Below are 23,514 nucleotides of genomic sequence, written 5' to 3' on the forward strand. Positions count from 1 at the left end.
CTGCGCTCGCCGCCCGGGTTCGGCAAGCCTGCGCGAGGGCGTAGAATCTTCTCCTGCGCGGAGCCAGGCCCAAGCGCGCCGCGCCTCAAAGGAACGCGCCATGACCTTGCCCTCCCTGCAGCCCGTCACGCTCGATGGCGGGATCGTCCGCCTGGAACCGCTGGCCCCGCGCCACGCCGGCGACCTCGCGCAGATCGGCCTGCATCCCGAGCTCTGGCGCCTTCAACCCGAACCCGTCGAGACGCCCGACGACATGCGGCGCTACGTGGACCGCGCCCTGGCCGCGCAACACGACGGAACCTGCCTGCCCTTTGTCATCGTGCGCCAGGACAACGGCCAAGTCATCGGCACCACCCGCTATATGGACATCGCGCTCGCCCATAAGCGGCTGGAGATCGGCGCCACCTGGCTGACGCCTTCCAGCCAGCGCTCGGGCGCCAACACCGAAGCCAAATTCCTGTTATTGCAGCACGCTTTTGAAACAATTGGTATCATACGCGTCGTGTTCAAAACGGAGTTGGGCAATGCGCAGTCCCGGCAGGCCATACTCCGCATCGGCGGCGTGGAGGAAGGCGTGTTTCGCAAGCACCTGATCGCGCAGTCCGGCCGCGCCCGCGACATGGTCTACTTCGCTATCCTCGACGAAGACTGGCCTTCGGTCAAAGCGCGCCTGTTGGCACGCCTGCGCCGTCCCGCCTAGGGCCTGTTCACACTGACCTGAGCCTTGCGCGGGCACCGGCGGCGCCTTTCGTTCTTTTCTCAGCTTGTCCGGGCCGACGCGCCCGCCCCTCGCACTCATTTCGTCAGGTATGGATCGCACACCCCCCGTCTTCGGCGCGCAGGCGCGCCCCACCATTTTCCTCTACACGGAAGAGCAGCGCGGCAACCAGTTGGTCGAGTCTCCGGTGATCGGCATGTTGTCCGACGTTTCCGGCTCGGACAAACTCATCGTCGTGCAGGATCCGCATAGCGGCTTGAAGTTTGTCTATCGCATCGACCACGACAGCAGCAACCTCGATGCCGCCGCGCTCACCGAACAGGAAGCGTCACTGTTCGACGGCAAGCACGCCGTCCAGATCGACGCCACCTCATACCGCCTTGGCACGGCTGAGAACGCCATGAAATTGCTGCGGGGCAAAACCCAGTGGATCCAGGACAAAGGCGCGGTGCTGTCGGTCCTGCTGCAGAACGCTGCGGCCCGCAAGTCGCGGTTCGCCGCGGTGCGCATCGAACGGGACCGCCTGCGCAAGGTGCCGCCCGGCGTTCCGGTGGAGCATCTGCCTACGTAAAAAGCAGGTATCCACAGCGTCGGTGTTTATCCACAATTTCTGTGGATAAACCGGCGTCGTACACACGGCTGATGGCCGTTCGGGCGATGCGGACCGGGCTGCTCATTTTTTGACCACCCCATGATTCTTCCGCGGCCAGATGGGATCCTTGATCCTCGCTGCGGCGCCGCAATGGCGTTGGTGATATTCTCCGCAGGCGCGGGCGACGCAGAGGCGACCAGGCCCAGCCAGCCCTGCGAGCGGCCCCGATAAGAAGCCTCATATGAAAGGAGCGGATAGCGTGTTTGCCCATGGAGCGCGTCGCGCGAAACCGCTGGCGCTGGCGTCGCCGTGACAATCATCATCGTCGATGACCACGGGGATTGGCGCGATACCATCGCCGAATACATCCACGGCCTAGGCGTGGACAGCGCCATTTTCACCGCCGGTTCCCTGGCGGAGCTGGATCGTCTGCTGCTGACCGCCACGCCGGACATCCTCGTGCTGGACGCCATGCTTCCCGATGGCGACGCGCTGACCCGCGTCTCGCACCTGCGCACGTCCTTCCCGTCCATGGGGATCATCATGCTCACCGGCCGCCTGCTGAGCGAAGATAAGGTGTCTGGCCTGAGCCTGGGCGCCGACCACTACCTGACCAAGCCGGTCAACCTGGCCGAACTGGGTGCCACCCTGGTGGCGCTATCGCGCCGTCTGCGCGTCGTTCCGTCCGGCGGCAGCACAGGGGCCAACGCCATCGGCTGGCGCTTCGATCCCTCGCGCCGCATCCTGCTGTCGCCCGAGCAGGTCAGCGTGGACATCACCGATACCGAGAGCCGGCTGATCGGCGCCCTGATCCAGGCGGCGCCCCTGCCGCTGTCGCGCACCCGCCTGATCGAAGCCCTGGGCGCCAGCGCCGAAGCCTACGACACCCACCGGCTCGACGCCCATATGCACCGCCTGCGGCGCAAGCTGCGCGCGCAGACAGGCGGCGACATCGGCATCCGCACCGTATACGGCGTGGGCTACGTGTGCACCGTTCCCGTGCAGATCGTCGGCAACGCCAAGCATTGAGGTCCGTCCCATGAATTCCGTCATCCGCCCCCGCCGCTCCGTCCTTTATATGCCCGGCGCGAACGCGCGTGCGCTGGACAAGGCGCGCAGTTTGAACGCCGACGTCCTGATCCTCGACCTGGAAGACGCCGTCGCGCCCGACGCCAAGGCGCTGGCCCGCGAACAGGTTGCCGCGGCCCTGCGCGCCGGCGGCTATGGGCGCCGCGAATGCGTGGTGCGCATCAATGCGCTGGACACCCCCTGGGGCCGGGACGACATCCAGGCCATCGCCCAGGCGGGCGCCGACGCGGTGCTGCTGCCCAAGGTGCAATCGGCCGCCGAGCTCGACGCGCTGGCGCAGGCGCTGGACGCGGCCGGCGCGCCCGGCAGCCTGCCCTTGTGGGCCATGGCGGAAACGCCTTTGGGATTTCTGCGGCTGGACGCCATCGCCTCTGGCCATCTCAGGCTGGCCGCCATCGTCGTCGGCACGTCGGACCTGGTGAAGGACCTGCATGCGCGCCACACCCCGTCGCGCGACGAAACCCTACTGGCCCGCTCGCTTGCCGTCATGGCGGCGCGGGCCCACGGCCTGGCCGTGCTGGACGGCGTGCACCTGGACCTGCGCGACGACGCGGGCTTGGCCGCGGCCTGCAAACAGGGACGCGACCAGGGCTTCGACGGCAAGACGCTCATCCATCCCAACCAGATCGCGGCGGCCAACGCCGCTTTCGCCCCCACGGAAGAAGAACTCGCCGCCGCGCGCAAGCGCCTGGACGCCTGGCTGGCCGCGCAGGCCGCCGGCCTGGGCGTGGCCGTGGTCGACGGCACATTGGTGGAAAACCTGCACGCGCGCGAGGCCGAACGCGTGCTGGCGCTGGCCGAAGCCATCGCGCGCGCCTAGCGCGCCCGGACGGAAGACGAAATCACCCGCGAAGGCTTCGCCGGCATGCGGGCGGGCAAATACGGCGGCGACAACCGCAGCAGTCGCTGTAATATCAGCTTTCAAATACATATTGCCGGTAACGCGCCGCCAGGCGCGGGCCGGTGAATCGGGGAGCGGTCGTGGCGCTGGTCTTGCGGCAAATGTCGATGTCATTATGCGCGGCGGCGCTATGGGCCGCCGCGGCGGGCTTGCCGGCAACGGCGCAGGCCCAGGCCGCCAATTTCCACCCCTGCAATTCGCAACCCTCCCTGCCGATGTGCCTGCATGGCTACGGTAAGCGCATCGCGGTCCAGCGCTGGGGCGCGCAGCCCGAACCGCAGGACCCGGACGCTGCCGCCAACGCCTCGCTGGTCACGCGCAACCCGGCCAAGGAAATCGAAAAGCTCAAGTCCAGCACGATCCTGGTCCAGGACATGGACACCTCCGAAGTGCTGTTCGCGCGCAACGAGGACGTCGTGCGGCCCATCGCGTCCATTACCAAGCTCATGGCGGCGCTGACGCTCGTCAAGGCCGGCTTGCCCATGGACGAAATCATCACCATCGACGCCAGCGATACCCGCTCCGCCAGTGAGTTGCCCTCGCGCCTGACGGCCGGCACCAAACTGAGCCGGGCCGATTTGCTGCGCCTGGCGCTGGTCCCTTCCGAAAACAGCGCCGCGCAGGCCCTGGGGCGCACCTATACCGGCGGCATGGCCGCCTTCGTCGCGGCGATGAACGCCGAAGCCCGCGCGCTGGGCATGACCGACTCCCGCTTCGCCGAACCGAGCGGCCTGTCCAACGAAAACCTGTCGTCGGCCAGAGATCTCGCCAAGCTGCTCGAGGCGATCTCCGCGCAGCCGCTGATCCGGCAATACACCGGCGAAACCAGCTACCAGGCCGCCGGCCAGACCTTCCGCAACACCAACATCCTGGTGGGCCGTCCGCAATGGGACATTCTTGTGTCCAAAACCGGCACCACCCGCGAAGCCGGCGACTGCCTGGTCATGGCGGTCAAGGTCGGCTCGCGCAACCTGGCCATGGTGCTGCTCAACGCGCAGGGCACCAGCGGCTCGCGCTTCGGCGACGCGGTTCGCCTGCGGCGGGTGCTGGCTAGCCGCCTAACCTTGCCGTCACCGACGGCATCGCGCGCGCCCGGCGCGCCCGGCCCGGTACAATAGCGCCCTTTACGCGGAACGAACGCCCGTCCGTCCGTCCGCCGCGCCACCTGTGCGCGCCCTCTTCCCCAATTATTTTGCGCTGCACCTGGCCGGCGGAAACCCTGCCGCGTCCCCTGTCGCACCATCCATGATCCGCTTCCAACAAGTTTCACTCGCGCGCGGCGTCAAGCCTCTGCTCGACAAAGTCGACCTGCTTCTGAACCCCGGCGACAAGATCGGCCTGATCGGCGCCAACGGCGCCGGCAAATCCAGCCTGTTCGGGCTGCTGCGCGGTACGTTGCACGCGGACCAGGGCGACCTGGACTTCCCAGCCAACTGGCGCATGGCCTACGTTGCGCAAGAAACCCCGGCGCTGGACCGTCCCGCGATCGAGTACGCCATCGACGGCGACGTCACGCTGCGCCGGCTGGAAGCCGAACTGGCGGCGCTGGAGGCCGAACCCGAAAGCGCAGAGAACGGCCTGCGCATGGCCGACATCTACGCCGCGCTCGCCGATGCCGACGCCTACACCGTGCACTCGCGCGCCGAACAGCTGCTGACCGGCCTGGGCTTCACGCAGGCGCAGATGCACCTGCCGCTGACCAGCTTTTCCGGCGGATGGCGGATGCGCTTGAACCTGGCGCAGGCGCTGATGTGCCCGTCCGACCTGCTGTTGCTGGACGAGCCCACCAATCACCTGGACCTCGATGCCATTATCTGGCTCGAAGACTGGCTCAAGCGCTATCCGGGCACGCTCATCGTGATCTCCCACGACCGCGATTTCCTGGATGGCGTAGTGAACGTCATCGTCCACATCGACGAACGCAAGCTCAAGCGTTATTCGGGCAACTATTCGTCGTTCGAGCGCCAGCGCGCCGCGCAGCTGGAGCTGGCGCAGGGCATGATGGAAAAGCAGATGCGCCAGCGCGCGCACCTGCAGTCCTTCATCGACCGCTTCAAGGCGCAGGCCAGCAAGGCGCGCCAGGCGCAAAGCCGCATCAAGGCGCTGGCCCGCATGGAAGAAGTGGCCCCGCTGCGCGCCGCCGCGGAGTTTTCGTTCGAGTTCCGCGAACCGCTGCGCGCGCCCAACCCGCTGCTGACCATGGACCGGGTCAGCGCCGGCTATCGCAACGGCGGCGGCGACGAGGCCCAGGCCGCCTCGGACAAGATCATCATCTCGGGCATCAACTTTTCATTGCAGGCAGGCCAACGCATCGGCTTGCTGGGCATCAACGGCGCGGGCAAGTCCACTTTCATCAAGACCATTGCCGGCGAGCTGGATGGCCTGGCTGGCGAGACCCAATTCAACAAGGGCCTGTCCATCGGCTACTTCGCTCAGCACCAGGTCGAAATGCTGCGCCACGACGAATCGCCGCTGTGGCACATGACCAAGGCGGCTCCTACCGTTCGCGAACAGGAGCTGCGCAACTTCCTGGGCAGCTTCAACTTCAACGGCGCCATGGCCACAAGTTCCATCGCGCCCTTCTCCGGCGGCGAAAAGGCCCGGCTGGCGCTCGCGCTGATCGTCTGGCAGCGCCCCAACCTGTTGCTGCTCGATGAACCCACCAACCACCTGGACCTGGAAACGCGCGAAGCGCTGACCCATGCGCTGGCGCAGTTCGAGGGCACGCTGATGCTGGTATCGCACGACCGCCACCTGCTGCGCGCCACCACCGACCAGTTCATCATCGTGGCCGACGGCAAGGTCAGCCCCTTCGACGGCGACCTGGACGACTACAAAGACTGGCTCTACAAGACCAAGCTGGCGGCGAAGGCGGCCTGAGCGCCCGGCCCGCGCCCTTTTTTCAGGCCGCCCGGTAGCCCAGGAGGAGACTCGCGGCCTCGGCTTCCCGGCGTACGGCTTGGGCGATCGGCCCATCGGGCGTCGCATCGAATCCGCCGGTCGCGCCCAATGCGGTAAGCGCCGCGCACGGCCGGCCGCTATGGTTCAACAAAGGCGCCGACACCGCGCTGATGCCCTTCAGATTGGTATCGCGCACCGTGGCGCAGCCCTGTTCGAGCACCTGCCGGCGCAGATGTCCGATGGGGTCTTCGGAATCGAGCTGCTCGCGCAATTCGGCCGGCGCGCGCGCCAGTTCGGCTTCCGCCAGCGCGCGAACCCGCGCGTCGTCCTGCAGGGCCAGGAACACGCGGCCCGTGGCGGACCACAGCATCGACAGCACCGAACCCATCCGCACGTTCACCGTCACGGGCAGGCCCGGCTCTTCAAAGCGCACGATGGTCGGCCCCTTGTTGCCCATGACAGCGACGAAGCACGTCACCTCCAGGTCTTCGCGCAAGCGGATAAGCCCGCCTTCGGATAACCGGATGGGATCGGCCTGGCGCAAGGCGGCCAGGCCCAGCAGCATCGCTTCCAGCCCCAGGAAGTACTGCTGGCTGGCGGCGTCCTGCGACACCAGCCCTTCTTCCATCAGGCTCGCCAGATAGCGGTGCACCTTGGCCGGGCTTTCGCCCACCTGGGAGGCCAGCAGCGTGAGGCTGGCGCGGCCGCCCAGCCGGCCCAGCCCTTTCAGCACGGCCATGCCGGTTTCCGCGGCCTGCACGCGCTGGCGCCGTTCCCGCGTGCGGGGAGGCTCGGCGGGGACGGCGGCGGAGAACGGGTCGGAAGTCTGGTTCATGTCGGCGATCGGATGGGTCTGCGGCCCGCGGCGGATGCTGCCCGGAGGTTACCCCAATTGATAATTTACGCTATGCGTATATGATTTACGCAATTGTAATGCGGAGTGATCGACATGGCACATTCTTCCCCAACCGAAGTTGCGGTCAACGGCAATGCCGGCGGCTGTCCCATCGACCACGCCGCCCTCGCGCGGGCCCAAGGCTGTCCCGTCAGCGCGCCAGCCGCCGAGTTCGACCCCTTCGGCGACGGCTACCAGCAGGATCCCCCCGAGTATGTGCGCTGGGCGCGGGACAAGGAGCCCGTGTTCTACAGCCCCAAACTGGGTTATTGGGTCGTGACCCGTTACGACGACATCAAGGCGGTGTTTCGCGACAACCATACGTTCAGCCCGTCCATCGCGCTGGAAAAGATCACCCCGACCGGCCCGGAGGCCAACGCGGTGCTGGCCAGCTATGGCTATGCCATGAACCGCACCCTCGTCAACGAAGACGAGCCGGCCCACATGCCGCGCCGCCGCGCGCTGATGGACCCGTTCACGCCGGAAGCCCTGAAGCACCACGAACCCATGGTGCGGCGCCTCACCCGCGAGTACGTGGACCGCTTCATCGACGACGGCCGCGCCGACCTGGTCGACCAGATGCTGTGGGAAGTGCCGCTCACCGTCGCCCTGCATTTTCTGGGCGTGCCCGAAGAAGACATGGACCGCCTGCGCGCCTACTCCATCGCGCACACCGTCAATACCTGGGGCCGGCCCAAGCCGGAAGAACAGGTGGCGGTGGCCCACGCGGTGGGCAACTTCTGGCAACTGGCCGGCAGCATCCTGGACAAGATGCGCCAGGATCCCGACGCCCCCGGCTGGATGCAGTACGGCATCCGCAAGCAGCAGGAGCTGCCCGATGTCGTCACCGACTCCTACCTGCATTCCATGATGATGGCGGGCATCGTCGCGGCACACGAAACCACCGCCAATGCGTCGGCCAACGCGATCAAGCTGCTGCTGCAGCACCCCGACGCCTGGCGCGAACTGTGCGAAGACCCGGGCCTATTGCCCAATGCGGTCGAGGAATGCCTGCGCCACAACGGTTCGGTCGCGGCATGGCGGCGGCTGGCCACGCGCGACACCGAGATCGCCGGCGTGGCGATCCCGGCGGGCGCCAGGCTGCTGATCGTATCGTCGTCGGCCAACCATGACGAACGCCATTTCACCGACGCCGACTTCTTCGACATCCGCCGCGAGAACGCCAGCGACCAGCTGACCTTCGGCTACGGCGCGCACCAATGCATGGGCAAGAACCTGGCGCGCATGGAAATGCAGATCTTCCTTGAAGAGCTGACCCGCCGGCTGCCGCACCTGCGCCTGGCCGAGCAGCAGTTCACCTATGTGCCCAATACCTCGTTCCGCGGGCCCGAGCACCTGTGGGTCGAATGGGACCCGGCGGACAACCCCGAACGCCGCGACTCCGCCCTGCTCTCCCAGCGCCAACCGGTGCGCATCGGCGAACCGTCCACGCACGCCATCAGCCGCAAGCTGCGCGTCGCGTCGGTCACGCGCGCGGCCGACGGCATCGCGCGGATCCGCCTGGAATCGCCCGACGGCAAGCCGTTGCCGCGCTGGACGCCGGGCTCCCACATCGACATCGAATGCGGCGACACGGGGCTCTCGCGCCAGTACTCGCTTTGCGGCGACCCGGCAGCCCCGGGCACGCTGGAGATCGCGGTGCTCCGGGAAGCACAGGGCCGCGGCGGCTCGGCCTGGATCCACGAGCACGTACGGCCCGGCGGCATCCTGCGGGCGCGCGGGCCGCGCAATCATTTCAGGATGGATGAAAGCGCGGCCAGCCTCGTCTTTATCGCCGGCGGCATCGGCATCACGCCCATCAGCGCCATGGCGCGGCGCGCGCGTGAATTGGGCATGGACTACCAACTGCACTACAGCGGCCGCACGCGCGGATGCATGGCGCTGCTGGACGAACTGGCGCAACTGCACGGCGAACGCCTGCATCTGCACATCAGCGACGAAGGCGGACGCAACGATTTCGCCGCCCTGCTGGGCCGGCCCACGCCTGGCGCCCAGGTCTACGCCTGCGGCCCCGAGCGCATGCTCGCCGCGTTGCAGCAGGCCTGCGCCGGCTGGCCCGAGGATTCCCTGCGCGTAGAACATTTCCATTCCACGCTCGCCACGCTGGACCCGTCCAGGGAACACGCGTTCGAGGCGGAGCTCAAGGATTCCGGCATCGTCGTGCAGGTGCCGGCCGGCCAAACCCTGCTCGCCGCATTGCGCGGCGCCAACATCGACGTGCAAAGCGACTGCGAAGAAGGGCTTTGCGGATCCTGCGAAGTGCGCGTGCTGGGCGGCGCGGTCGACCATCGCGACGTGGTCCTGACCCGCAACGAGCGCGCGGCGGGCAACCGCATGATGGCCTGCTGCTCCCGCGCCCAGGGCGGCCGCATCGTGCTGGAGCTATAGCGCGCCGCCGCCCCCGCCCAAAGGCGCAATCCGGCTGCCTGAAGCGCGCCTGAAAGCATTACAATTCACGCTTTGCTCACACGACGTCCCGCAACCAGGCGGGACGCGTTTTTTGTCTCCGGGCCAGTCCACGACAAAAAGCGCCCCGTCAGGGGAAGCAAGTCCGCGCTGCGGGCGCGGCGTGGGGGCATGTTTTGACGCCGCCGTCCCCGATGGAAGGCCTGCTCCACGCGGAGCCGGCTCATGCCGCGGACCAAGCGGGGTATTTTCTTAGCGCTCCTAGATGCCGATCAAAGACCAACTATTTCTCGCCAGCCAGTACCTCGCGCCCCACCACCTGGTGTCGCGCCTTTTCGGATATGCCTCCGACTGCCGGGAACCCGCGGTCAAAAACTGGATGATTTCGCGTTTCGTGCGCCGCTACGGCGTGGACATGCGCGAGGCCTTGCAGGAAGACCCGTTGGCCTACGACTGCTTCAATGATTTCTTTACCCGCGCCTTGAAGGAAGACGCCCGCCCGCTCGACGACGATCCCGGTTCGGTGGTCTGCCCCGCGGACGGCGCCATCAGCCAGATGGGCGCGATCGAACACGGCCGCATCTTCCAGGCCAAGGGGCACTCCTACGGCCTGGCCGACCTGCTGGGCGGCGACGCCGAGCGCGCCGCGCCGTTCCAGGGCGGTGAATTCGCGACCGTCTATCTGTCGCCCAAGGATTACCACCGCGTGCACATGCCGGCCGCCGGCACCCTGCGCGAAATGATCCACGTGCCGGGCCGCCTGTTCTCCGTGAACCCCCTGACCGCGCGCAACGTGCCGCGCCTGTTCGCCCGCAACGAGCGCGTCGTCTGCATTTTCGACACCGAGCACGGCCCGATGGCGGTGGTGCTCGTGGGCGCAATGATCGTGGCCTCCATCGAAACCGTGTGGGCCGGCCTCGTCACGCCGCACAAGCGCCGCGTCAGATCCGTCCGCTACGACGATGCCGCGCGCGCCCCCATCCATCTCGAGAAAGGCGCCGAAATGGGCCGCTTCAAGCTGGGCTCGACCGCCATCGTGCTGTTCGGGCCGGGCAAGATCCGCTGGGCCGACACGCCGTCGGTGCTGGGCCCCGTGCGCATGGGTGAACTGATGGCGCTGCCCGCCTAGGGCCATTTCCTCTTATTCGCAAAAAGCGAAATTGGATGTCGGAATTTATTCGCTTTATGCGATAGAGCTGCGTTGCTAGATTACGGGCTTTTGCGGGCCCGCCATGACATCTATCCTTACCTCCGCTGCCCTCGCGGGCACCGCTGCGGCCACCCGGCCGCTGCCCCGTTCGCTTGCGCGCCTGCTCTCGCTGGACGATTTCGAGGCCGCCGCCCGCCGGCGCCTGCCTCGCCCCATCTTCGGCTATATCGCTGGCGCCGCGGAGGATAACCAGTCGCTGCACAGCAACCGCCAGGCGTTCGCGCGCTACGCCTTCGCCCCGCGCGTGCTGGTGGACGTATCGCGCCGCACGCAGCAGACCGAACTCTTCGGACGCCGCTATGAATCCCCGTTCGGCATCGCGCCCATGGGCATCAGCGCGCTATCGGCCTATCGCGGCGACATCGTGCTGGCGCGCGCGGCGCGCGCGCAAGGCATTCCGGCCATCCTCAGCGGCACCTCGCTGATTCCGCTGGAAGACGTCATCCGCGAAGCGCCCGGGACCTGGTTCCAGGCCTATCTGCCGGGCGATCCGCAGCGCATCGACGCGCTGATCGAACGCGCCCGCCGCGCGGGCTACGAAACCCTGGTGCTGACGGTGGACATCCCCGTGTCGGCCAACCGCGAGAACAATGTGCGCACGGGTTTCTCCACCCCGCTCAAGCCCGGCCTGCGGCTGGCCTGGGACGGCATCACGCGGCCGCGCTGGCTGGCCGGCACCTTCCTGCGCACGCTGCTGGCCCATGGCATGCCGCATTTCGAGAACTCGTTCGCCACGCGCGGCGCGCCCATCGTGTCGGCATCGGTGCTGCGCGACTTCACCGCCCGCGACCACTTGAACTGGGAGCACGTGGCGCGCATCCGCCGGCAATGGCCCGGCACGCTCATCATCAAGGGCATCCTGCATCCGCAGGACGCGGCGCTGGCCAGGCGGCACGGCGCGGATGGCATCATCGTGTCCAATCACGGCGGGCGCCAGCTGGACGGCGCGGTCTCGCCGCTGCGCGCGCTGCCCGGGGTCGTCGCGGCGGCGGGCGGCATGACCGTAATGATGGACAGCGGCATCCGGCGCGGCAGCGATGTGCTCAAGGCCTTGGCGCTGGGCGCGCGGTACGTCTTCGTCGGCCGCCCGTTCAACTATGCGGCGGCGGTCGGCGCAGAGGCCGGCGTCTCGCACGCCATCGGCCTGCTGCGCGCCGAGGTCGACCGCAACATGGCGATGCTGGGCATCAACGATCTCCGCGAAATGAACGCAGACCTGCTGGCGCGGGAAGCGCTGCCGGCGGACTGAAACAGGCGCGGCTCCGGCCCGGCATAGAATGGCGTTTCTCTTGCCACGCGCACCCCGCCCTTACCCGCGGGCGTGCCTCCCGAGCCGCCAGTGTCCCTACGCCAATCTTCATTTTTCCTGCGCTTCCTGACCCTGGGCGCGCTGGCTCACGTTTACGTGGGCGCCCGCCTGATCCCCGACGCCATGCTGGGCGGCGAAGGGACCGCCGCCGCTATCCTCGCCCTGGTGCTGTCCTGCGTCCTGATCCCCCTGGGCATGCTGGGCCGCTCTTCCGTGCACCCGCCGTGGGGCGACCGCATCGCCTGGGTCGGGCTGTTCGCCATGGGCCTGTTTTCGTCCCTGTTCGTGCTGACCGTGCTGCGCGACGCGCTGCTGCTCGCGGCCTGGCTCGCCACGCTGCCGGTGGACGCCGCGCTGCCGTGGCCGCTGTTGCGCCAGGCCAGCGCCTGGACGGTTGCCGCGCTGGCGTTGGCCGGCACGCTGGTCGGCCTGTACAACGCGCGGCGCCGCGCGCGCGTCATCGACGTGGATGTCCCCATCGCCGGGCTGCCCGCGGACCTGGACGGTTTCACCATCGTGCAGATCAGCGACATCCACGTCGGCCCCACCATCAAGAAGCGCTACGTGCAGGCCATCGTCGACGCCGTCAACGAGCAATTGCCCGACATGATCGCGATCACGGGCGACGTGGTCGACGGCAGCGTCGAGCATCTGGCTGCCCAAGCCGGCCCGCTCGGTGAGCTGCGGGCGCCCTACGGCGTTTATCTGGTCACGGGCAACCACGAATATTATTCAGGCGCCACACCCTGGGTCGCGGAGTTCCGCCGCCTGGGCTTGCGTGTCTTGATGAACGAGCACGCCGTGATCCATCCCGCCGGCCTGCCGGTCGTGGTGGCGGGCGTGACCGACTACAGCGCCGGCTCCTTCGATCCGCAGCAGCGCAGCAATCCCCTGGCCGCGCTGTCCGGGGCGCCCGCCGACGCCCTGCCCAAGATCCTCCTGGCGCACCAGCCCCGCAGCGCGGCGGCGGCCGAGCCGCTGGGCTATACCCTGCAGCTTTCCGGCCACACCCATGGCGGCCAGTTCTTTCCGTGGGGATTCTTCGTGCGCTTCCAGCAGCCGTACACGGCCGGACTGCACCGGATGGGCAATATGTGGGTCTATACCAGCCGGGGCACAGGCTACTGGGGCCCTCCCAAACGCCTGGGCGCGCCCTCCGAAATCACGCGCCTGCGGCTGCGCGCGGCGCCGGCCCGCTGAGCGGGGCGCTCCGCGTCAGGCATTGTCCGGCAACGGACCGCGCTCCAGGTAGCTGGTCAGCGCGATATCGCTCGTGGTGTTCGTGATGCCTTCGATCTGGTGGATGCGCGCCAGCAGCAGTTCCAGCGCCTGAGTGTCGCGCACCCGCACCTTCAGCAGCATCGCGCTCTTGCCCGTGATGGTGTGGATCTCTTCCACTTCCGTCAGCTCCGCCAGCCCCAGCACCTGCTGCGTGATGCTCCAGTTGTTGGTGTCCACATGCACGAAAGCCAGCAGCGGCCGGCCGATCCTGGCGCCGTCCAGCTTGGCGGCGATGCCCTTGATCAATCCGTCGCGCTTGAGCCGCTTGACGCGTTCGTGCACCGCCGGGGCGGAAAGGTTCAGCATTTTGCCCAGCTCCGCGTAGCTGGGCGTGGCATCTGCGGCCAGCAGCGTTAACAATTTTCGGTCGCGGTCGTCTAGGTCTGACATTGGAATTGCATTCTGCCGAACGGCATTCGAACTTTTATGGAATAAGGAAATATAAGCGTTAACCCTTATTTTATTCCAATAAAATTCCGGGATGCATAACCGTAGCACCCGCAGCGCCCGCCCCGTTTCTTCCGTTCCCGCCCTGATGTTCGCCGTCAGCGTCGTCGGCTCCAATGGCCTGGCGCTGAGCCCCATCCTGAGCGATGTCGCGGCCTCATTCTCGACGTCCCCGCTGACCATCAGCACCGCCATTTCCGCGTACGGCGCGGCCACGGCGGCCAGCGCCTTCTTCCTCGCCGCGCGCATCGACCGCATCGGCATCCGGCGCGCGCTGCTGGGCGCCATGGCCGCCCTGATCGCCGCCCTGATCCTGTCCGCGGCGGCGCCGCACTGGATCGTGCTGACGTTGGCCCAGGCGCTGGCGGGCGCGGCCGCCGGCGTCATCCTGCCCGCCGCCTATGGTTCGGCCTCGCTGGTCGCGCCGCCCGGGCAGGAAGCGCGCACGCTGGGCCGGGTGATCGCGGGCTGGTCGGTGTCGCTGGTGGCCGGCGTGCCGCTATCCGCGCTGATCGCCGACGCCATGGGCTGGCGCGCGACCTACGCTACGCTGGCGCTGTGCGCCGCGATCGCCGTGCTGGGTTTGCGCAAGCTGCCTGAACGCCGCGCGGCCAATCCCGGCCCGCTGCGCCTGTCGCGCCTGCTGGCGCCCCTCTCGTACCGCGACGTGCCCGCCCTGCTGCTGGGCTGCCTGGCCTTTTCCTCGGCCTTCTACGGTGTCTACGCGTTCCTGGCCGACCACGTGCGCGCCTTGCTCGCGCTGTCCGCCGGACAGGTCGGCTTTATCGCCTTCGTCTACGGCGCGGGATTCCTGCTGGCCGGCGTCGCGGGCACGCCGCTGATCGAGCGCGTGGGTCCGCGCCGCGCCTTGCCGCTGGCCCTGGGCGTCATCGCGCTGGTCTATGCGGGCCTGCTGCCCGCGGCGCATTCGCTGGCCGCGGTGCTCGCGATCGCCACGCTGTGGGGCGCCGCGTCCCAGCTCAGCCTGAACCTGCTGGTGCTGCTGCTCTCCCGCGCCCGGCCGGACGAGCGCGGCGCGGTGCTGGGCCTGAATACCTGCACCACCTACCTGGGCGCCAGCGTCGGCACCGCGGTCGCCGGCACGATCTATACGCACGCCGGCTTCGAAACCCTGGGCCTCGTCGCGGCCGCCGCCCTGGCCGCTGCGGCCGTCGGCCTGCATTGGCGGCTGAACGGCGGGCGCGCCGCCCGCGGCGAAGCCGCCGCCTGAACGGCCGGACCACAGGCCTCAGACCCGATATTCCACCGCGCAGTCGCGTCCGGCCCGCTTGGCCTGGTAGAGCGCGAAATCGGCGCGCCGCAGCACGTCCGACGCGCTCGCGTCGCCGTCCGCAAACCGTGCAATGCCGCCGCTGACCGAAAGCGCCACCGCTTCGCCGTCGATATCCACGGGATGCTGCCGCAGGCTCATGCGCAAGCGGGTGCAGATCGCATGCGCCACGTCCATGTCGGCATCGATGAGCAGCACGAGGAATTCTTCGCCCCCCAGCCGCCCGATCGAATCGCCGTCCCGCACGCAGGCACGCAACTGGTCGCAGAAGTGCCGCAAGGCGGTATCGCCGCCCAGATGCCCGTAGCGGTCATTGACCTGCTTGAAGTAGTCCAGGTCCAACATCAGCGCCGTATTCAGGCCGCCCTCGCCGCGCCGGGCGCCGGCCAGCCGGTCCTCCACGCGTTTGAGGATCTCCGCGCGGTTCCAGCAGCCCGTCAGGCTGTCGACCCGCGCCATGCGCGCCAGCGCCGCTTCCGTGCGCCGGCTTTCCGTCATGTCCATGCCGATGTTGACCACCATGCCGTCAGGCAGGCGGACGTTCGACCACAGCACCGCGAGCCGCTCTCCGGAGCGCGTGCACGGATGCCATTCGCGGAATGCGCGGCTCGGCTGCGGCCCGACGCTATCGATCACTTGCGCCCGGATATGCGGGTCCGGATAGAACAGCGCCAGCGGGTCCTGGTATGCCTTGACCTCGGCCTCCGACCATCCGAAGCGCCGCTCGCAGGCTTCGTTCCACAGCGTGCACTGGCCGCCGGGGCCGAACGCGTTGATCAGCACGGGCGCCGCCTGGAACAGGGCCTCGTATTGGGCCACCACGTCGCGCAGATGCGTCAGTTCGCGCTTGCGCGCCATCGCCGGCAACACGGCGTGCTGGGCGAACGCGCCCAGCATGGCCAAGACATCGGCATAGGCCGATACGCTGGCCGGCGCTTGCTTAAAGGCAAAAGCGATATGGCCGCATACGGCTCCGTTCAGATCGCGAAGATTGCGCGCGACGCATGCGCGCACCCCCGCCTGGGCGATCCAGGGATGGTTCCCGGACATGCCATCCAGGCATTCGAATGACGCGCCGTCCGCCAGCCGGGATTGCAGAGCGGAGGCAGCGCCCTCGGGGCCGGCCGGCGCGCCGGCGCGGCAACTCGTGCTGGCGATCAGGTCCGCGCTGCCATCGCTGTCCAGCCGCACCCAGGCATAGTCCGCTCCCATGTCCTCGACCGCGCGGCGAACCAGCATCTCGAAATACCGGGCATCGGGCTCCACGCCCAGGATGCCGCTGGCAACGCTAAGGATACGGGCGTCTTCCGCAGGCAGCGCCTGGGCGCCGGCCGCATCATTGGACGATGAACTTCGCATGGCTCTGCAATCGATGGAAGGGCGGCGGACCTGCCTGCCCGCCTTGCGCGCCGCACAGCCCATGGCGGCGGCAATGCCGGAGCGTCCGGCTCGGACTCGCGGCCAGTATACGTGCGATGCCGGATCGCAACTGCCAAGAATCGTCAACGTCCGCCAGACGGCGGACCGCCGGCCCTACCAGGGGAAATCGATCAGGTCACCGTACAAACTGCGCAGTTTGGCCTTGACCTCGGGCGACTGCTGGTAGATCGAGATGAACTTCAGCAGGCGCGGATCCTGGGCGCCCGCGGGCGTGGCCACCCAGCGGATGGCGTAGCGGCGCACGTTGACCGGATCGGTGTTGTCGAACGCCAGGCCGTCCTTTTCGTTGATGCCCGCCTGCTTGGCGAACGTCGTATAGGTGACCGACGCTGTCACGTCGTCGAAGGTGCGCGCCGACTGCGAGCCTTCGATCTGCACGAACTTTAGCTTCTTGGGATTCGACACCACGTCTTCCAGCGTAGCCCGGTGGGTCACGCCCGGCTTCAGCTGGATCAGGCCGATGGACTCCAGCAGCAGCAAGGCCCGGCCGGTGTTGACCGGATCGTTGGGCACCGCGATCGTCGCGCCGTCCGGCACCGGATCGCCCTTCTTGAGCTTCTTGGAGAACAGGCCGATCGTGGTGGAATACCCATAGGCGATCGGCACCAGATTGGCGCCGCGGCGCTGGTTGAACAACTGCAGAAAGGGTTCGTGCTGGAAGAAGTTGGCGTCCACCGACCCATCGGCCACCGCGATATTCGGCAGCACCCAGTCGTTGAACTCCACCAGCTCGACATTCAGCCCTTCTTTCTTCGCCTGGGCAATCGCCAGCTCGGTGGCCGCGTTCGCCACACTGGCGATCACGCCGATCCGCAACGGCTTGGCCTGCGCCATCGCGCTCGTTCCGCAGGCCAGTCCCAGCGCGGCAATGGCCGCGCCGCGGATCAATGTCGAAAACAGTCGTCGCAAGAGCATGAAAACCATCCAGGTAGGAAAAACCGGGCGTCGCCCGGCGCAGCCGCTATTGTGCAGCAGGCGGCCTCCGCCGCCGGGAAAGGCCTTTGTCACGCAATGGCAATCCCGCCGCCCGGCCAGCGGCGCTAAGATGGCATCAGTACGTCCTCGGGAGACGCCAATGAGCGCCGTATTGACTTCCCCGTCCGCCGCCAGCCACCGCGACCAGGTGGAAGACCAGCTGGGCGCGCACAATTACCATCCGCTGGACGTGGTGATCGCCCGCGGCAGCGGCGTGTGGCTCTACGACGTGGACGGCCGCAAGTACCTGGACTGCCTGTCGGCATACTCGGCCGTCAATCAGGGGCACTGCCACCCGGCCATCCTGGCCGCCATGGCCGAACAGGCGCAGAAGCTCACGCTGACCTCGCGCGCCTTCCGCCACGACCAGATGGCCCCGTTCTACGAAGACCTGGCCCGCCTGACCGGCGCGCACAAGATCCTCCCCATGAACAGCGGCGCCGAAGCCGTCGAGACCGCCATCAAGGCCGTGCGCAAATGGGGCTACGAGGTGCGCGGCGTGCCCCTCGACCAGGCAGAGATCATCGTCTGCGCCAACAACTTCCATGGGCGCACCCTGGGCATCGTCGGCTTCTCCACCGACCCGGACGCCTATGGCCATTACGGGCCCTTCGCCCCGGGCTTCAAGGTCGTCCCTTTCGGCGACTACGAGGCCTTCGACGCGGCGATCACGCCCAATACCGTCGCCTTCCTGGTCGAGCCCATCCAGGGCGAGGCCGGCGTCGTCCTCCCGCCCGCCGGCTACTTCACCCGCGTGCGGCAGCGCTGCACGGAACGGGGCATTACCTTGATCCTGGACGAAATCCAGACCGGGCTGGGACGCACCGGCAGGTTGCTGGCCGAAGAGCACGAAGGCATCGAAGCCGACGTCACCCTGATCGGCAAGGCGCTCTCCGGCGGCTTCTATCCCGTATCCGCGGTGCTGTCCAACGCCGACGTGCTGGGTGTGTTCCAGCCGGGCCAGCATGGCAGCACATTCGGCGGCAATCCGCTGGCCTGCGCCATCGCCCGCGCCGCGCTGCGCGTGCTAACCGAAGAAGGCATGATCGAAAACGCGGCGGCCATGGGGCAATATTTCCTCGAACGCCTGCGTGCGCTGCCCGGCCCCGTGCGCGAGGTGCGCGGCCGCGGCCTGATGCTGGCCGTGGAACTGGAACCCGACGCGGGCGGCGCCCGCCTGTGGTGCGAACGCCTGCAGACGCGCGGCATGCTGGTCAAAGACACGCATGGCCATACCCTGCGCCTCTCCCCGCCCCTGATCGTGACGCGCGAGCAGATCGATTGGGCCTGCGACCAGCTTGCCGCGGTACTATCCGCCGCTCGATGACGCCCTTCGCCCCGGAGCCCGCAACTTGCAGAACACCGCCAAACTGCCCAACCTCATCACCCTCATCGGCGCGCCCACCGACATCGGCGCCGGCGCCCGCGGCGCCTCCATGGGCCCGGAAGCCCTGCGCGTCGCCGACCTGGGGCCCGTTATCGAAGCCCAGGGCTTCCAGGTGGCCGACCGCGGCAACCTGTACGGCCCCGCCAATCCCTGGCTGCCGCCAGTGGACGGCTACCGCCACCTGGACGAGGTCGCGGCCTGGAATCGCGCGGTGCACGATGCCGTCTACGGCGAACTGCGCCAAGGCAACCTGCCCATCCTGCTCGGCGGCGACCACTGCCTGGGCATCGGGTCCATCAGCGCCGTAGCGCGCCACTGCCGCGAGGCGGGCAAGGCGCTGCGCGTGCTGTGGCTGGACGCCCACGCGGATTTCAATACCAATGCCTTGACGCCCACCGGCAACATCCACGGCATGCCCGTCGCCTGCCTGTGCGGCTATGGGCCGGCGCAGATCACTGGCCTGTCCGGCCAGACGCCCGACATCGAACCGGGCTGGGTGCGGCAGATCGGCATCCGCAGTGTGGACCAGGGCGAGAAGCGGCTGGTCCACGAAGCCGGCCTGGAAGTCTTCGATATGCGCTACCTGGACGAAATGGGCATGCGCGCCACCATGGAGGCCGCGCTGTCGGGCTTGGACGCCGACACGCACCTGCACGTGAGCTTCGACGTGGACTTCCTGGATCCCGAGATCGCGCCGGGCGTGGGCACCACGGTGCCCGGCGGCCCCACCTACCGCGAAGCCCAGCTCTGCATGGAGATGATCGCCGACACGGGCCTCATGCGATCGCTGGACGTCGTGGAACTGAACCCCGCCTTCGACGTGCGCAACAAAACGGCGGAACTGGCCGTGGATCTCATCGAAAGCCTGTTCGGCAAGTCCACCCTGATGCGGCGCGGCGCCTGAACCGGCGCCCATAGGCGGCGCAATCCGGCTAGGTCTCCCGCTCCTGGCGGATCGCCTGCGCCGCCGCCGCCAGGCGGCGCACGTGCTCCTCGCGCCGCGCCTCCATGCGCGGCGTCGGCCCGGCCATGCACAATGCGTACCACTCCCCGCCCAGGTCCAGCGCCACCGCCAGCCCGGTCAGATCGGCGACGCTCTCGCCCACGTTTTCGGCCCATCCTCTTTCCGCCACACGCTCGACCTCGGCCAGCAGCGCCTGGCGGGTCACCAGCGTACGGTCCGTGTAGCGCGTGTATTCGGCCGGCGCCAGCGCGCTCTCGCGTTCGGCCGGCGACAGGCGCGCCAGGATGGCCTTGGCCACGGCGCTCGTGTGCAAGGGCCGGCGGGCGCCGGGCCTTGCGGCATAGCGTACCGGCTGCGTGGCCTCCACCACGTCCAGGTAGAGCACGTCGCCATCCTGGATCTTGGCCAGCATGACCGTCTCGTCGGCCGCGTCGCGCAAGGCGACCAGTTGCGGGCGGACCTGCTCCAGCCTGGGATCGCCCGTGAGGATCTGCGCGCTCAGGGCATGCAGCTTGGCGGTCGGGTAATAGCCGCCGCGGCGGCGCACCTCGTACAGGTAGCCGCGCGCCACCAGCGTGCGCGCCAGCGCCAGGCAGCTGGACATCGGCGCGCCCAGGCCTTGCGCCAGCTCGGTCAGCGGCAGCGGCCGCCGCACCTGGGCGAACAGTTCGATCAGTTCCAGCGTGCGCGCGACGAGCTTCACTTCCATGAGGGCCACCTATGTCCTGGTTCCCGGGCCGGACCGGGGCCTTCCCGCGCCGGCCGGCACTGGGTAATCCACTATGTTGACTTTCCCTGTATGGGAACATAAATTCTTGCACAGGAATTTCTATTCACCAACTAGAAATACCTTTCAGCCGGCTGGAGAACCGGCGGCCAGGCCAGATACCCCGCGTCAAACGACTATCGACAATTCGGCCCGCGCACGGGCTGGGAGACAAGCAGATGCGTATCAAACCCCTGTTGGCGGCGCTGGCTGCCGCCCTGGCCGCCACGGCGGCCCATGCCCAATCCGACGTGGTCCGTCTGGGCGTATCCAACGACCGCTCCGGCATCTACTCGGACCTGGGCGGGCTGGGTTCCGAAATGGCGGTCCGCATGGCCGTCGAGGACTTCGGCGGCAAGGTCGCCGGCAAGACCGTCGAGGTCGTGGGCGCCGACAACCAGAACAAGGCCGATGTGGCGTCCGCGCTGGTGCGCCGCTGGTTCGATACGCAGAATCTCGTGGCGGTGGTGGACGGCGGGGCCAGCTCGGCCGGCCTGGCCGCGCAGGGCGTGGCCCGCGAGAAAGGCGGCACCGCGCTGATCAGCGGCGGCTTCGCCGGCGACTTCAGCGGCAAGCAATGCAGCAACCTCAGCACCCAGTGGGCCCCCGACACCTACGCGCTGGCGAACGCGGTGGTCAAGAGCGTCGTCGAAGGCGGCGGCAAGTCCTGGTACTTCATCACCACCGACTACGTGTTCGGCAAGTCGCTGGAAGGCAACGCCACGCGCTTTGTGCAAAACGCGGGCGGCACCGTGCTGGGCAGCACGCGCCATCCCCTGGGCGCCATGGACTTCGCCTCTTTCCTGGTACAGGCGCAATCGTCCAAGGCCGACGTCGTGGGCCTGGCCAGCGCCGGCGGCGACCTGGTCAATCTCATCAAGCAGGCCCAGGAGTTCGGCCTGACGGGCGGCAAGCAGCGCATGCTGACCTTCCTGACCTTCATCAACGACGTCCAGGCAATGGGCCTGCCCGTCGCCCAGGGGCTGACTTTCCCCACCGGCTTCTACTGGGACGCCGACGACGACACCCGGGCCTGGACGCAGCGCTGGCAGAAGAAAATGGGCGTAACCCGCGCCCCGTCCATCGTGCAGGCGCTGAGCTATGTCGCCACCACCCACTACCTGCAGGCCGCGCAGGCGGTGGGCTCATTCGAGGGCGCCGCCGTCAACCAGAAGATGCGCGAGTTGCCCATCACCACCAAACTGATCAAGAATGCCCGGGTGCGCCCGGAAGACGGCCGCATCATCATGGATCTGTATCTGGTCGAAGTGAAGAAACCCGCCGAATCCAAGTATCCCGGCGACTTCTACCGCATCCTGTCCACGGTGCCTGGCGAAAAGGTCTTCGTTTCCCTGGCGGACAGCGAGTGCCCGACCGTAAAGAAGCAATGAAGTAATGCCCTGCCGGCGCCGCGCGCCGCTATGCGTAGCGGCGGTCCGGCAGGAACGACACGTCAAAAGGAGACAACCCATGAAGTGCTATTGCGTCGTGAACTTCCGCGAGCCCCTGCAGGAAATGAATCAGCCCACGCCCACGCCGCAAGGGTCGCAGGTGCTGCTGAAGGTCCGCGCGGCTGGCGTTTGCCACAGCGATATCCACTTGTGGGAAGGCGGCTACGACCTGGGCCAGGGCCGCACCTTGTCCCTGAAAGACCGCGGGGTTTCGCTGCCGCTGACCATGGGCCACGAAACCGTCGGCGCCGTGGTGTCGGCCGGCCCTGACGCGCAAGGCCTGGCGCCGGACCGCAACTACCTGGTCTATCCCTGGATCGGTTGCGGCAATTGCCCGTCCTGCCTTGCTGGAATGGAAAATCATTGCGCCGCTCCTGCCTGCCTGGGCGTGCACCGCGCCGGCGGCTACGCCGACCACATCCTGGTGCCGCACCCGCGCTACCTGATCGACATCGGCGACCTGGAACCGGCGCAGATCGCGCCGTACGCCTGCTCCGGCCTCACCACCTATTCCGCCCTGAAGAAGATCGGCGCTGACATCTACCGCGAACATCCGGTCGTCATCTTCGGCGCGGGCGGCCTGGGCCTGATGAGCCTCACGCTGATCAAGGCGCTGGGCGGCGCCGGCGCCATCGTCGTCGACATCGACCCGGCCAAGCGCCAGGCCGCGCTGGAAGCCGGCGCGCTGGCCGCGATCGACGGGGCCGCGCCCGATGCCGCCCAGCAGATCATCAAGGCCGCGGGCGGCAAGCCCGTGCAGGCCGCGATCGACCTGGTGGGCGCGCCCGCCACCACCTCGCTGGCCTTCGACTTCCTGACCAAGGGCGGCAAGCTGATCATCGTGGGCCTGTTCGGCGGGGCTTCGTCATGGCCGATCGCGCTGATCCCCATGAAGGCCATGTCCATTATCGGCAGCTACGTGGGCAACCTGGCCGAACTGCAGGAACTGATGGAACTGGTGCGCACCGGCAAGGTGCCGCCCATCCCCGTGCACCGCTACGCCCTCGCCGAGGCCGACAGCGTGCTCGCGTCCCTGCGGGCAGGCAAGGTGGTGGGGCGGGCGGTGTTGACAGCGTAACCCTTCCGGGTGTCTGACAGCGTAACCCTTCCGCGTGTCTGACACCCTTACGAGATAGTCTGTGTGCCGCACTGATGGTCCCGGGTGTCTGACACCGGCCGTATCTTCACGACCGTTCCAAACAGCGTTACCCCTCCCAGTGTCTGACACCCTTACGCGATGACCTGTGCGCTACACCGGTGGTCCCGGGTGTCTGACACCGGCCGTATCTTCACGACCGTTCCAAACAGCGTAACCCTCCTAGTGTCTGACACCCTTACGAGACGACCTGTGCGCTACACCGGTGGTCCCGGGTGTCTGACACCGGCCGTATCTTTACGACCGTTCCAAACGAGATAGCTTTGGAATCTAAGCATTTCTCCCTGGCGTGTCAGACATCGGCTGTATCTTGA

General features: G+C 67.7%; 20 protein-coding genes. 15 read left to right on the forward strand and 5 right to left on the reverse strand.

What is annotated here, in order from left to right:
* The first annotated feature begins 100 nt into the window (after positions 1 to 100).
* From AGI3411_RS14125 to AGI3411_RS14150, 6 genes are all read left to right on the forward strand, one after another.
* Positions 101 to 700 (forward strand): GNAT family N-acetyltransferase, encoded by a 600-nt coding sequence (locus tag AGI3411_RS14125; protein WP_129527990.1) that lies wholly within the window; start codon positions 101 to 103, stop codon positions 698 to 700.
* A 109-nt stretch (positions 701 to 809) separates the two neighbouring features.
* Complete coding sequence (locus tag AGI3411_RS14130; protein WP_129527991.1) at positions 810 to 1,289, forward strand: hypothetical protein; 480 nt, start codon at positions 810 to 812, stop codon at positions 1,287 to 1,289.
* Between the two features lie 330 nt (positions 1,290 to 1,619).
* Positions 1,620 to 2,339, forward strand: a complete 720-nt coding sequence (locus AGI3411_RS14135) for a response regulator transcription factor (protein ID WP_129527992.1) — start codon at positions 1,620 to 1,622, stop codon at positions 2,337 to 2,339.
* A gap of 10 nt (positions 2,340 to 2,349) precedes the next feature.
* Entirely contained in the window at positions 2,350 to 3,219 is an 870-nt protein-coding gene (locus tag AGI3411_RS14140; RefSeq protein WP_129527993.1) for an HpcH/HpaI aldolase/citrate lyase family protein, read from the forward strand.
* A 182-nt stretch (positions 3,220 to 3,401) separates the two neighbouring features.
* Positions 3,402 to 4,418 carry a serine hydrolase gene (locus AGI3411_RS14145; RefSeq protein ID WP_244240354.1) on the forward strand — a complete coding sequence of 339 codons (1,017 nt, stop codon included), beginning with the start codon at positions 3,402 to 3,404 and terminating at the stop codon, positions 4,416 to 4,418.
* A gap of 127 nt (positions 4,419 to 4,545) precedes the next feature.
* Positions 4,546 to 6,180, forward strand: a complete 1,635-nt coding sequence (locus AGI3411_RS14150; RefSeq protein ID WP_129527994.1) for an ATP-binding cassette domain-containing protein — start codon at positions 4,546 to 4,548, stop codon at positions 6,178 to 6,180.
* Between the two features lie 22 nt (positions 6,181 to 6,202).
* Here AGI3411_RS14150 and AGI3411_RS14155 read toward each other — a convergent pair whose 3' ends face one another.
* Positions 6,203 to 7,036 (reverse strand): IclR family transcriptional regulator, encoded by an 834-nt coding sequence (locus AGI3411_RS14155; RefSeq protein WP_129527995.1) that lies wholly within the window; start codon positions 7,034 to 7,036, stop codon positions 6,203 to 6,205.
* 114 nt (positions 7,037 to 7,150) lie between these two features.
* On the opposite strand from AGI3411_RS14155, the gene AGI3411_RS14160 reads away from it, so the two are divergent.
* The 4 genes from AGI3411_RS14160 to AGI3411_RS14175 all read left to right on the forward strand — a co-directional run bounded on the left by AGI3411_RS14160 (position 7,151) and on the right by AGI3411_RS14175 (position 13,242).
* Positions 7,151 to 9,505 carry a cytochrome P450/oxidoreductase gene (locus AGI3411_RS14160; protein ID WP_129527996.1) on the forward strand — a complete coding sequence of 785 codons (2,355 nt, stop codon included), beginning with the start codon at positions 7,151 to 7,153 and terminating at the stop codon, positions 9,503 to 9,505.
* 283 nt (positions 9,506 to 9,788) lie between these two features.
* Complete coding sequence (asd, locus tag AGI3411_RS14165) at positions 9,789 to 10,652, forward strand: archaetidylserine decarboxylase (RefSeq protein ID WP_129527997.1); 864 nt, start codon at positions 9,789 to 9,791, stop codon at positions 10,650 to 10,652.
* A 103-nt stretch (positions 10,653 to 10,755) separates the two neighbouring features.
* Entirely contained in the window at positions 10,756 to 11,982 is a 1,227-nt protein-coding gene (locus AGI3411_RS14170) for an alpha-hydroxy acid oxidase (protein ID WP_129527998.1), read from the forward strand.
* 90 nt (positions 11,983 to 12,072) lie between these two features.
* Complete coding sequence (locus AGI3411_RS14175; protein ID WP_129527999.1) at positions 12,073 to 13,242, forward strand: metallophosphoesterase; 1,170 nt, start codon at positions 12,073 to 12,075, stop codon at positions 13,240 to 13,242.
* A 15-nt stretch (positions 13,243 to 13,257) separates the two neighbouring features.
* Here the strand turns inward: AGI3411_RS14175 and AGI3411_RS14180 are convergent, their stop codons facing one another.
* Complete coding sequence (locus AGI3411_RS14180) at positions 13,258 to 13,713, reverse strand: Lrp/AsnC family transcriptional regulator (protein WP_129528000.1); 456 nt, start codon at positions 13,711 to 13,713, stop codon at positions 13,258 to 13,260.
* A gap of 91 nt (positions 13,714 to 13,804) precedes the next feature.
* Here AGI3411_RS14180 and AGI3411_RS14185 point away from each other — a divergent pair, with 91 nt between their 5' ends.
* Complete coding sequence (locus AGI3411_RS14185; protein WP_129528001.1) at positions 13,805 to 15,001, forward strand: MFS transporter; 1,197 nt, start codon at positions 13,805 to 13,807, stop codon at positions 14,999 to 15,001.
* A gap of 18 nt (positions 15,002 to 15,019) precedes the next feature.
* On the opposite strand, the gene AGI3411_RS30390 is transcribed toward AGI3411_RS14185, so the two are convergent.
* Together AGI3411_RS30390 and AGI3411_RS14195 are read right to left on the reverse strand one after the other, a co-directional pair.
* Entirely contained in the window at positions 15,020 to 16,420 is a 1,401-nt protein-coding gene (locus AGI3411_RS30390; RefSeq protein ID WP_244240355.1) for a GGDEF domain-containing protein, read from the reverse strand.
* A gap of 174 nt (positions 16,421 to 16,594) precedes the next feature.
* Positions 16,595 to 17,416, reverse strand: coding sequence for a MetQ/NlpA family ABC transporter substrate-binding protein (locus AGI3411_RS14195; RefSeq protein ID WP_129528002.1), 822 nt, complete (start codon positions 17,414 to 17,416; stop codon positions 16,595 to 16,597).
* A 160-nt stretch (positions 17,417 to 17,576) separates the two neighbouring features.
* Here AGI3411_RS14195 and rocD point away from each other — a divergent pair, with 160 nt between their 5' ends.
* Together rocD and rocF are read left to right on the forward strand one after the other, a co-directional pair.
* A complete protein-coding gene (rocD, locus tag AGI3411_RS14200) occupies positions 17,577 to 18,803 on the forward strand; it encodes an ornithine--oxo-acid transaminase (protein WP_244240356.1) in 1,227 nt (408 codons plus the stop codon).
* A 25-nt stretch (positions 18,804 to 18,828) separates the two neighbouring features.
* The gene (gene rocF / locus AGI3411_RS14205; protein WP_129528003.1) at positions 18,829 to 19,767 is read left to right on the forward strand and encodes an arginase; all 939 of its coding nucleotides are present in this window, start codon (positions 18,829 to 18,831) and stop codon (positions 19,765 to 19,767) included.
* 28 nt (positions 19,768 to 19,795) lie between these two features.
* On the opposite strand, the gene AGI3411_RS14210 is transcribed toward rocF, so the two are convergent.
* A complete protein-coding gene (locus AGI3411_RS14210; RefSeq protein ID WP_129528004.1) occupies positions 19,796 to 20,536 on the reverse strand; it encodes an IclR family transcriptional regulator in 741 nt (246 codons plus the stop codon).
* Between the two features lie 236 nt (positions 20,537 to 20,772).
* Here AGI3411_RS14210 and AGI3411_RS14215 point away from each other — a divergent pair, with 236 nt between their 5' ends.
* Both AGI3411_RS14215 and AGI3411_RS14220 read left to right on the forward strand, forming a co-directional pair.
* Positions 20,773 to 21,984 carry an ABC transporter substrate-binding protein gene (locus tag AGI3411_RS14215; RefSeq protein WP_129528005.1) on the forward strand — a complete coding sequence of 404 codons (1,212 nt, stop codon included), beginning with the start codon at positions 20,773 to 20,775 and terminating at the stop codon, positions 21,982 to 21,984.
* Between the two features lie 79 nt (positions 21,985 to 22,063).
* On the forward strand, positions 22,064 to 23,122 hold the full coding sequence (locus tag AGI3411_RS14220; RefSeq protein ID WP_129528006.1) for an alcohol dehydrogenase: 1,059 nt from the start codon (positions 22,064 to 22,066) through the stop codon (positions 23,120 to 23,122).
* The last annotated feature ends 392 nt before the right edge of the window (positions 23,123 to 23,514 follow it).

It is taken from the genome of Achromobacter agilis, assembly GCF_900496965.1.
GTDB classification, from domain to species: Bacteria; Pseudomonadota; Gammaproteobacteria; order Burkholderiales; family Burkholderiaceae_B; genus Achromobacter; species Achromobacter agilis.

Coding starts and splice junctions, on each gene's coding strand:
- AGI3411_RS14160 (WP_129527996.1), top strand. CDS start 7,151: ATGGCACATTCTTCCCCAACCGAAGTTGCGGTCAACGGCAATGCCGGC.
- asd (WP_129527997.1), top strand. CDS start 9,789: ATGCCGATCAAAGACCAACTATTTCTCGCCAGCCAGTACCTCGCGCCC.
- AGI3411_RS14140 (WP_129527993.1), top strand. CDS start 2,350: ATGAATTCCGTCATCCGCCCCCGCCGCTCCGTCCTTTATATGCCCGGC.
- AGI3411_RS14150 (WP_129527994.1), top strand. CDS start 4,546: ATGATCCGCTTCCAACAAGTTTCACTCGCGCGCGGCGTCAAGCCTCTG.
- AGI3411_RS14220 (WP_129528006.1), top strand. CDS start 22,064: ATGAAGTGCTATTGCGTCGTGAACTTCCGCGAGCCCCTGCAGGAAATG.
- AGI3411_RS14130 (WP_129527991.1), top strand. CDS start 810: ATGGATCGCACACCCCCCGTCTTCGGCGCGCAGGCGCGCCCCACCATT.
- AGI3411_RS14210 (WP_129528004.1), bottom strand. CDS start 20,536: ATGGAAGTGAAGCTCGTCGCGCGCACGCTGGAACTGATCGAACTGTTC.
- AGI3411_RS14185 (WP_129528001.1), top strand. CDS start 13,805: ATGCATAACCGTAGCACCCGCAGCGCCCGCCCCGTTTCTTCCGTTCCC.
- AGI3411_RS14145 (WP_244240354.1), top strand. CDS start 3,402: ATGTCGATGTCATTATGCGCGGCGGCGCTATGGGCCGCCGCGGCGGGC.
- AGI3411_RS14195 (WP_129528002.1), bottom strand. CDS start 17,416: ATGCTCTTGCGACGACTGTTTTCGACATTGATCCGCGGCGCGGCCATT.
- rocD (WP_244240356.1), top strand. CDS start 17,577: ATGAGCGCCGTATTGACTTCCCCGTCCGCCGCCAGCCACCGCGACCAG.
- AGI3411_RS14180 (WP_129528000.1), bottom strand. CDS start 13,713: ATGTCAGACCTAGACGACCGCGACCGAAAATTGTTAACGCTGCTGGCC.
- AGI3411_RS14170 (WP_129527998.1), top strand. CDS start 10,756: ATGACATCTATCCTTACCTCCGCTGCCCTCGCGGGCACCGCTGCGGCC.
- AGI3411_RS14155 (WP_129527995.1), bottom strand. CDS start 7,036: ATGAACCAGACTTCCGACCCGTTCTCCGCCGCCGTCCCCGCCGAGCCT.
- AGI3411_RS30390 (WP_244240355.1), bottom strand. CDS start 16,420: ATGCGAAGTTCATCGTCCAATGATGCGGCCGGCGCCCAGGCGCTGCCT.
- AGI3411_RS14215 (WP_129528005.1), top strand. CDS start 20,773: ATGCGTATCAAACCCCTGTTGGCGGCGCTGGCTGCCGCCCTGGCCGCC.
- AGI3411_RS14125 (WP_129527990.1), top strand. CDS start 101: ATGACCTTGCCCTCCCTGCAGCCCGTCACGCTCGATGGCGGGATCGTC.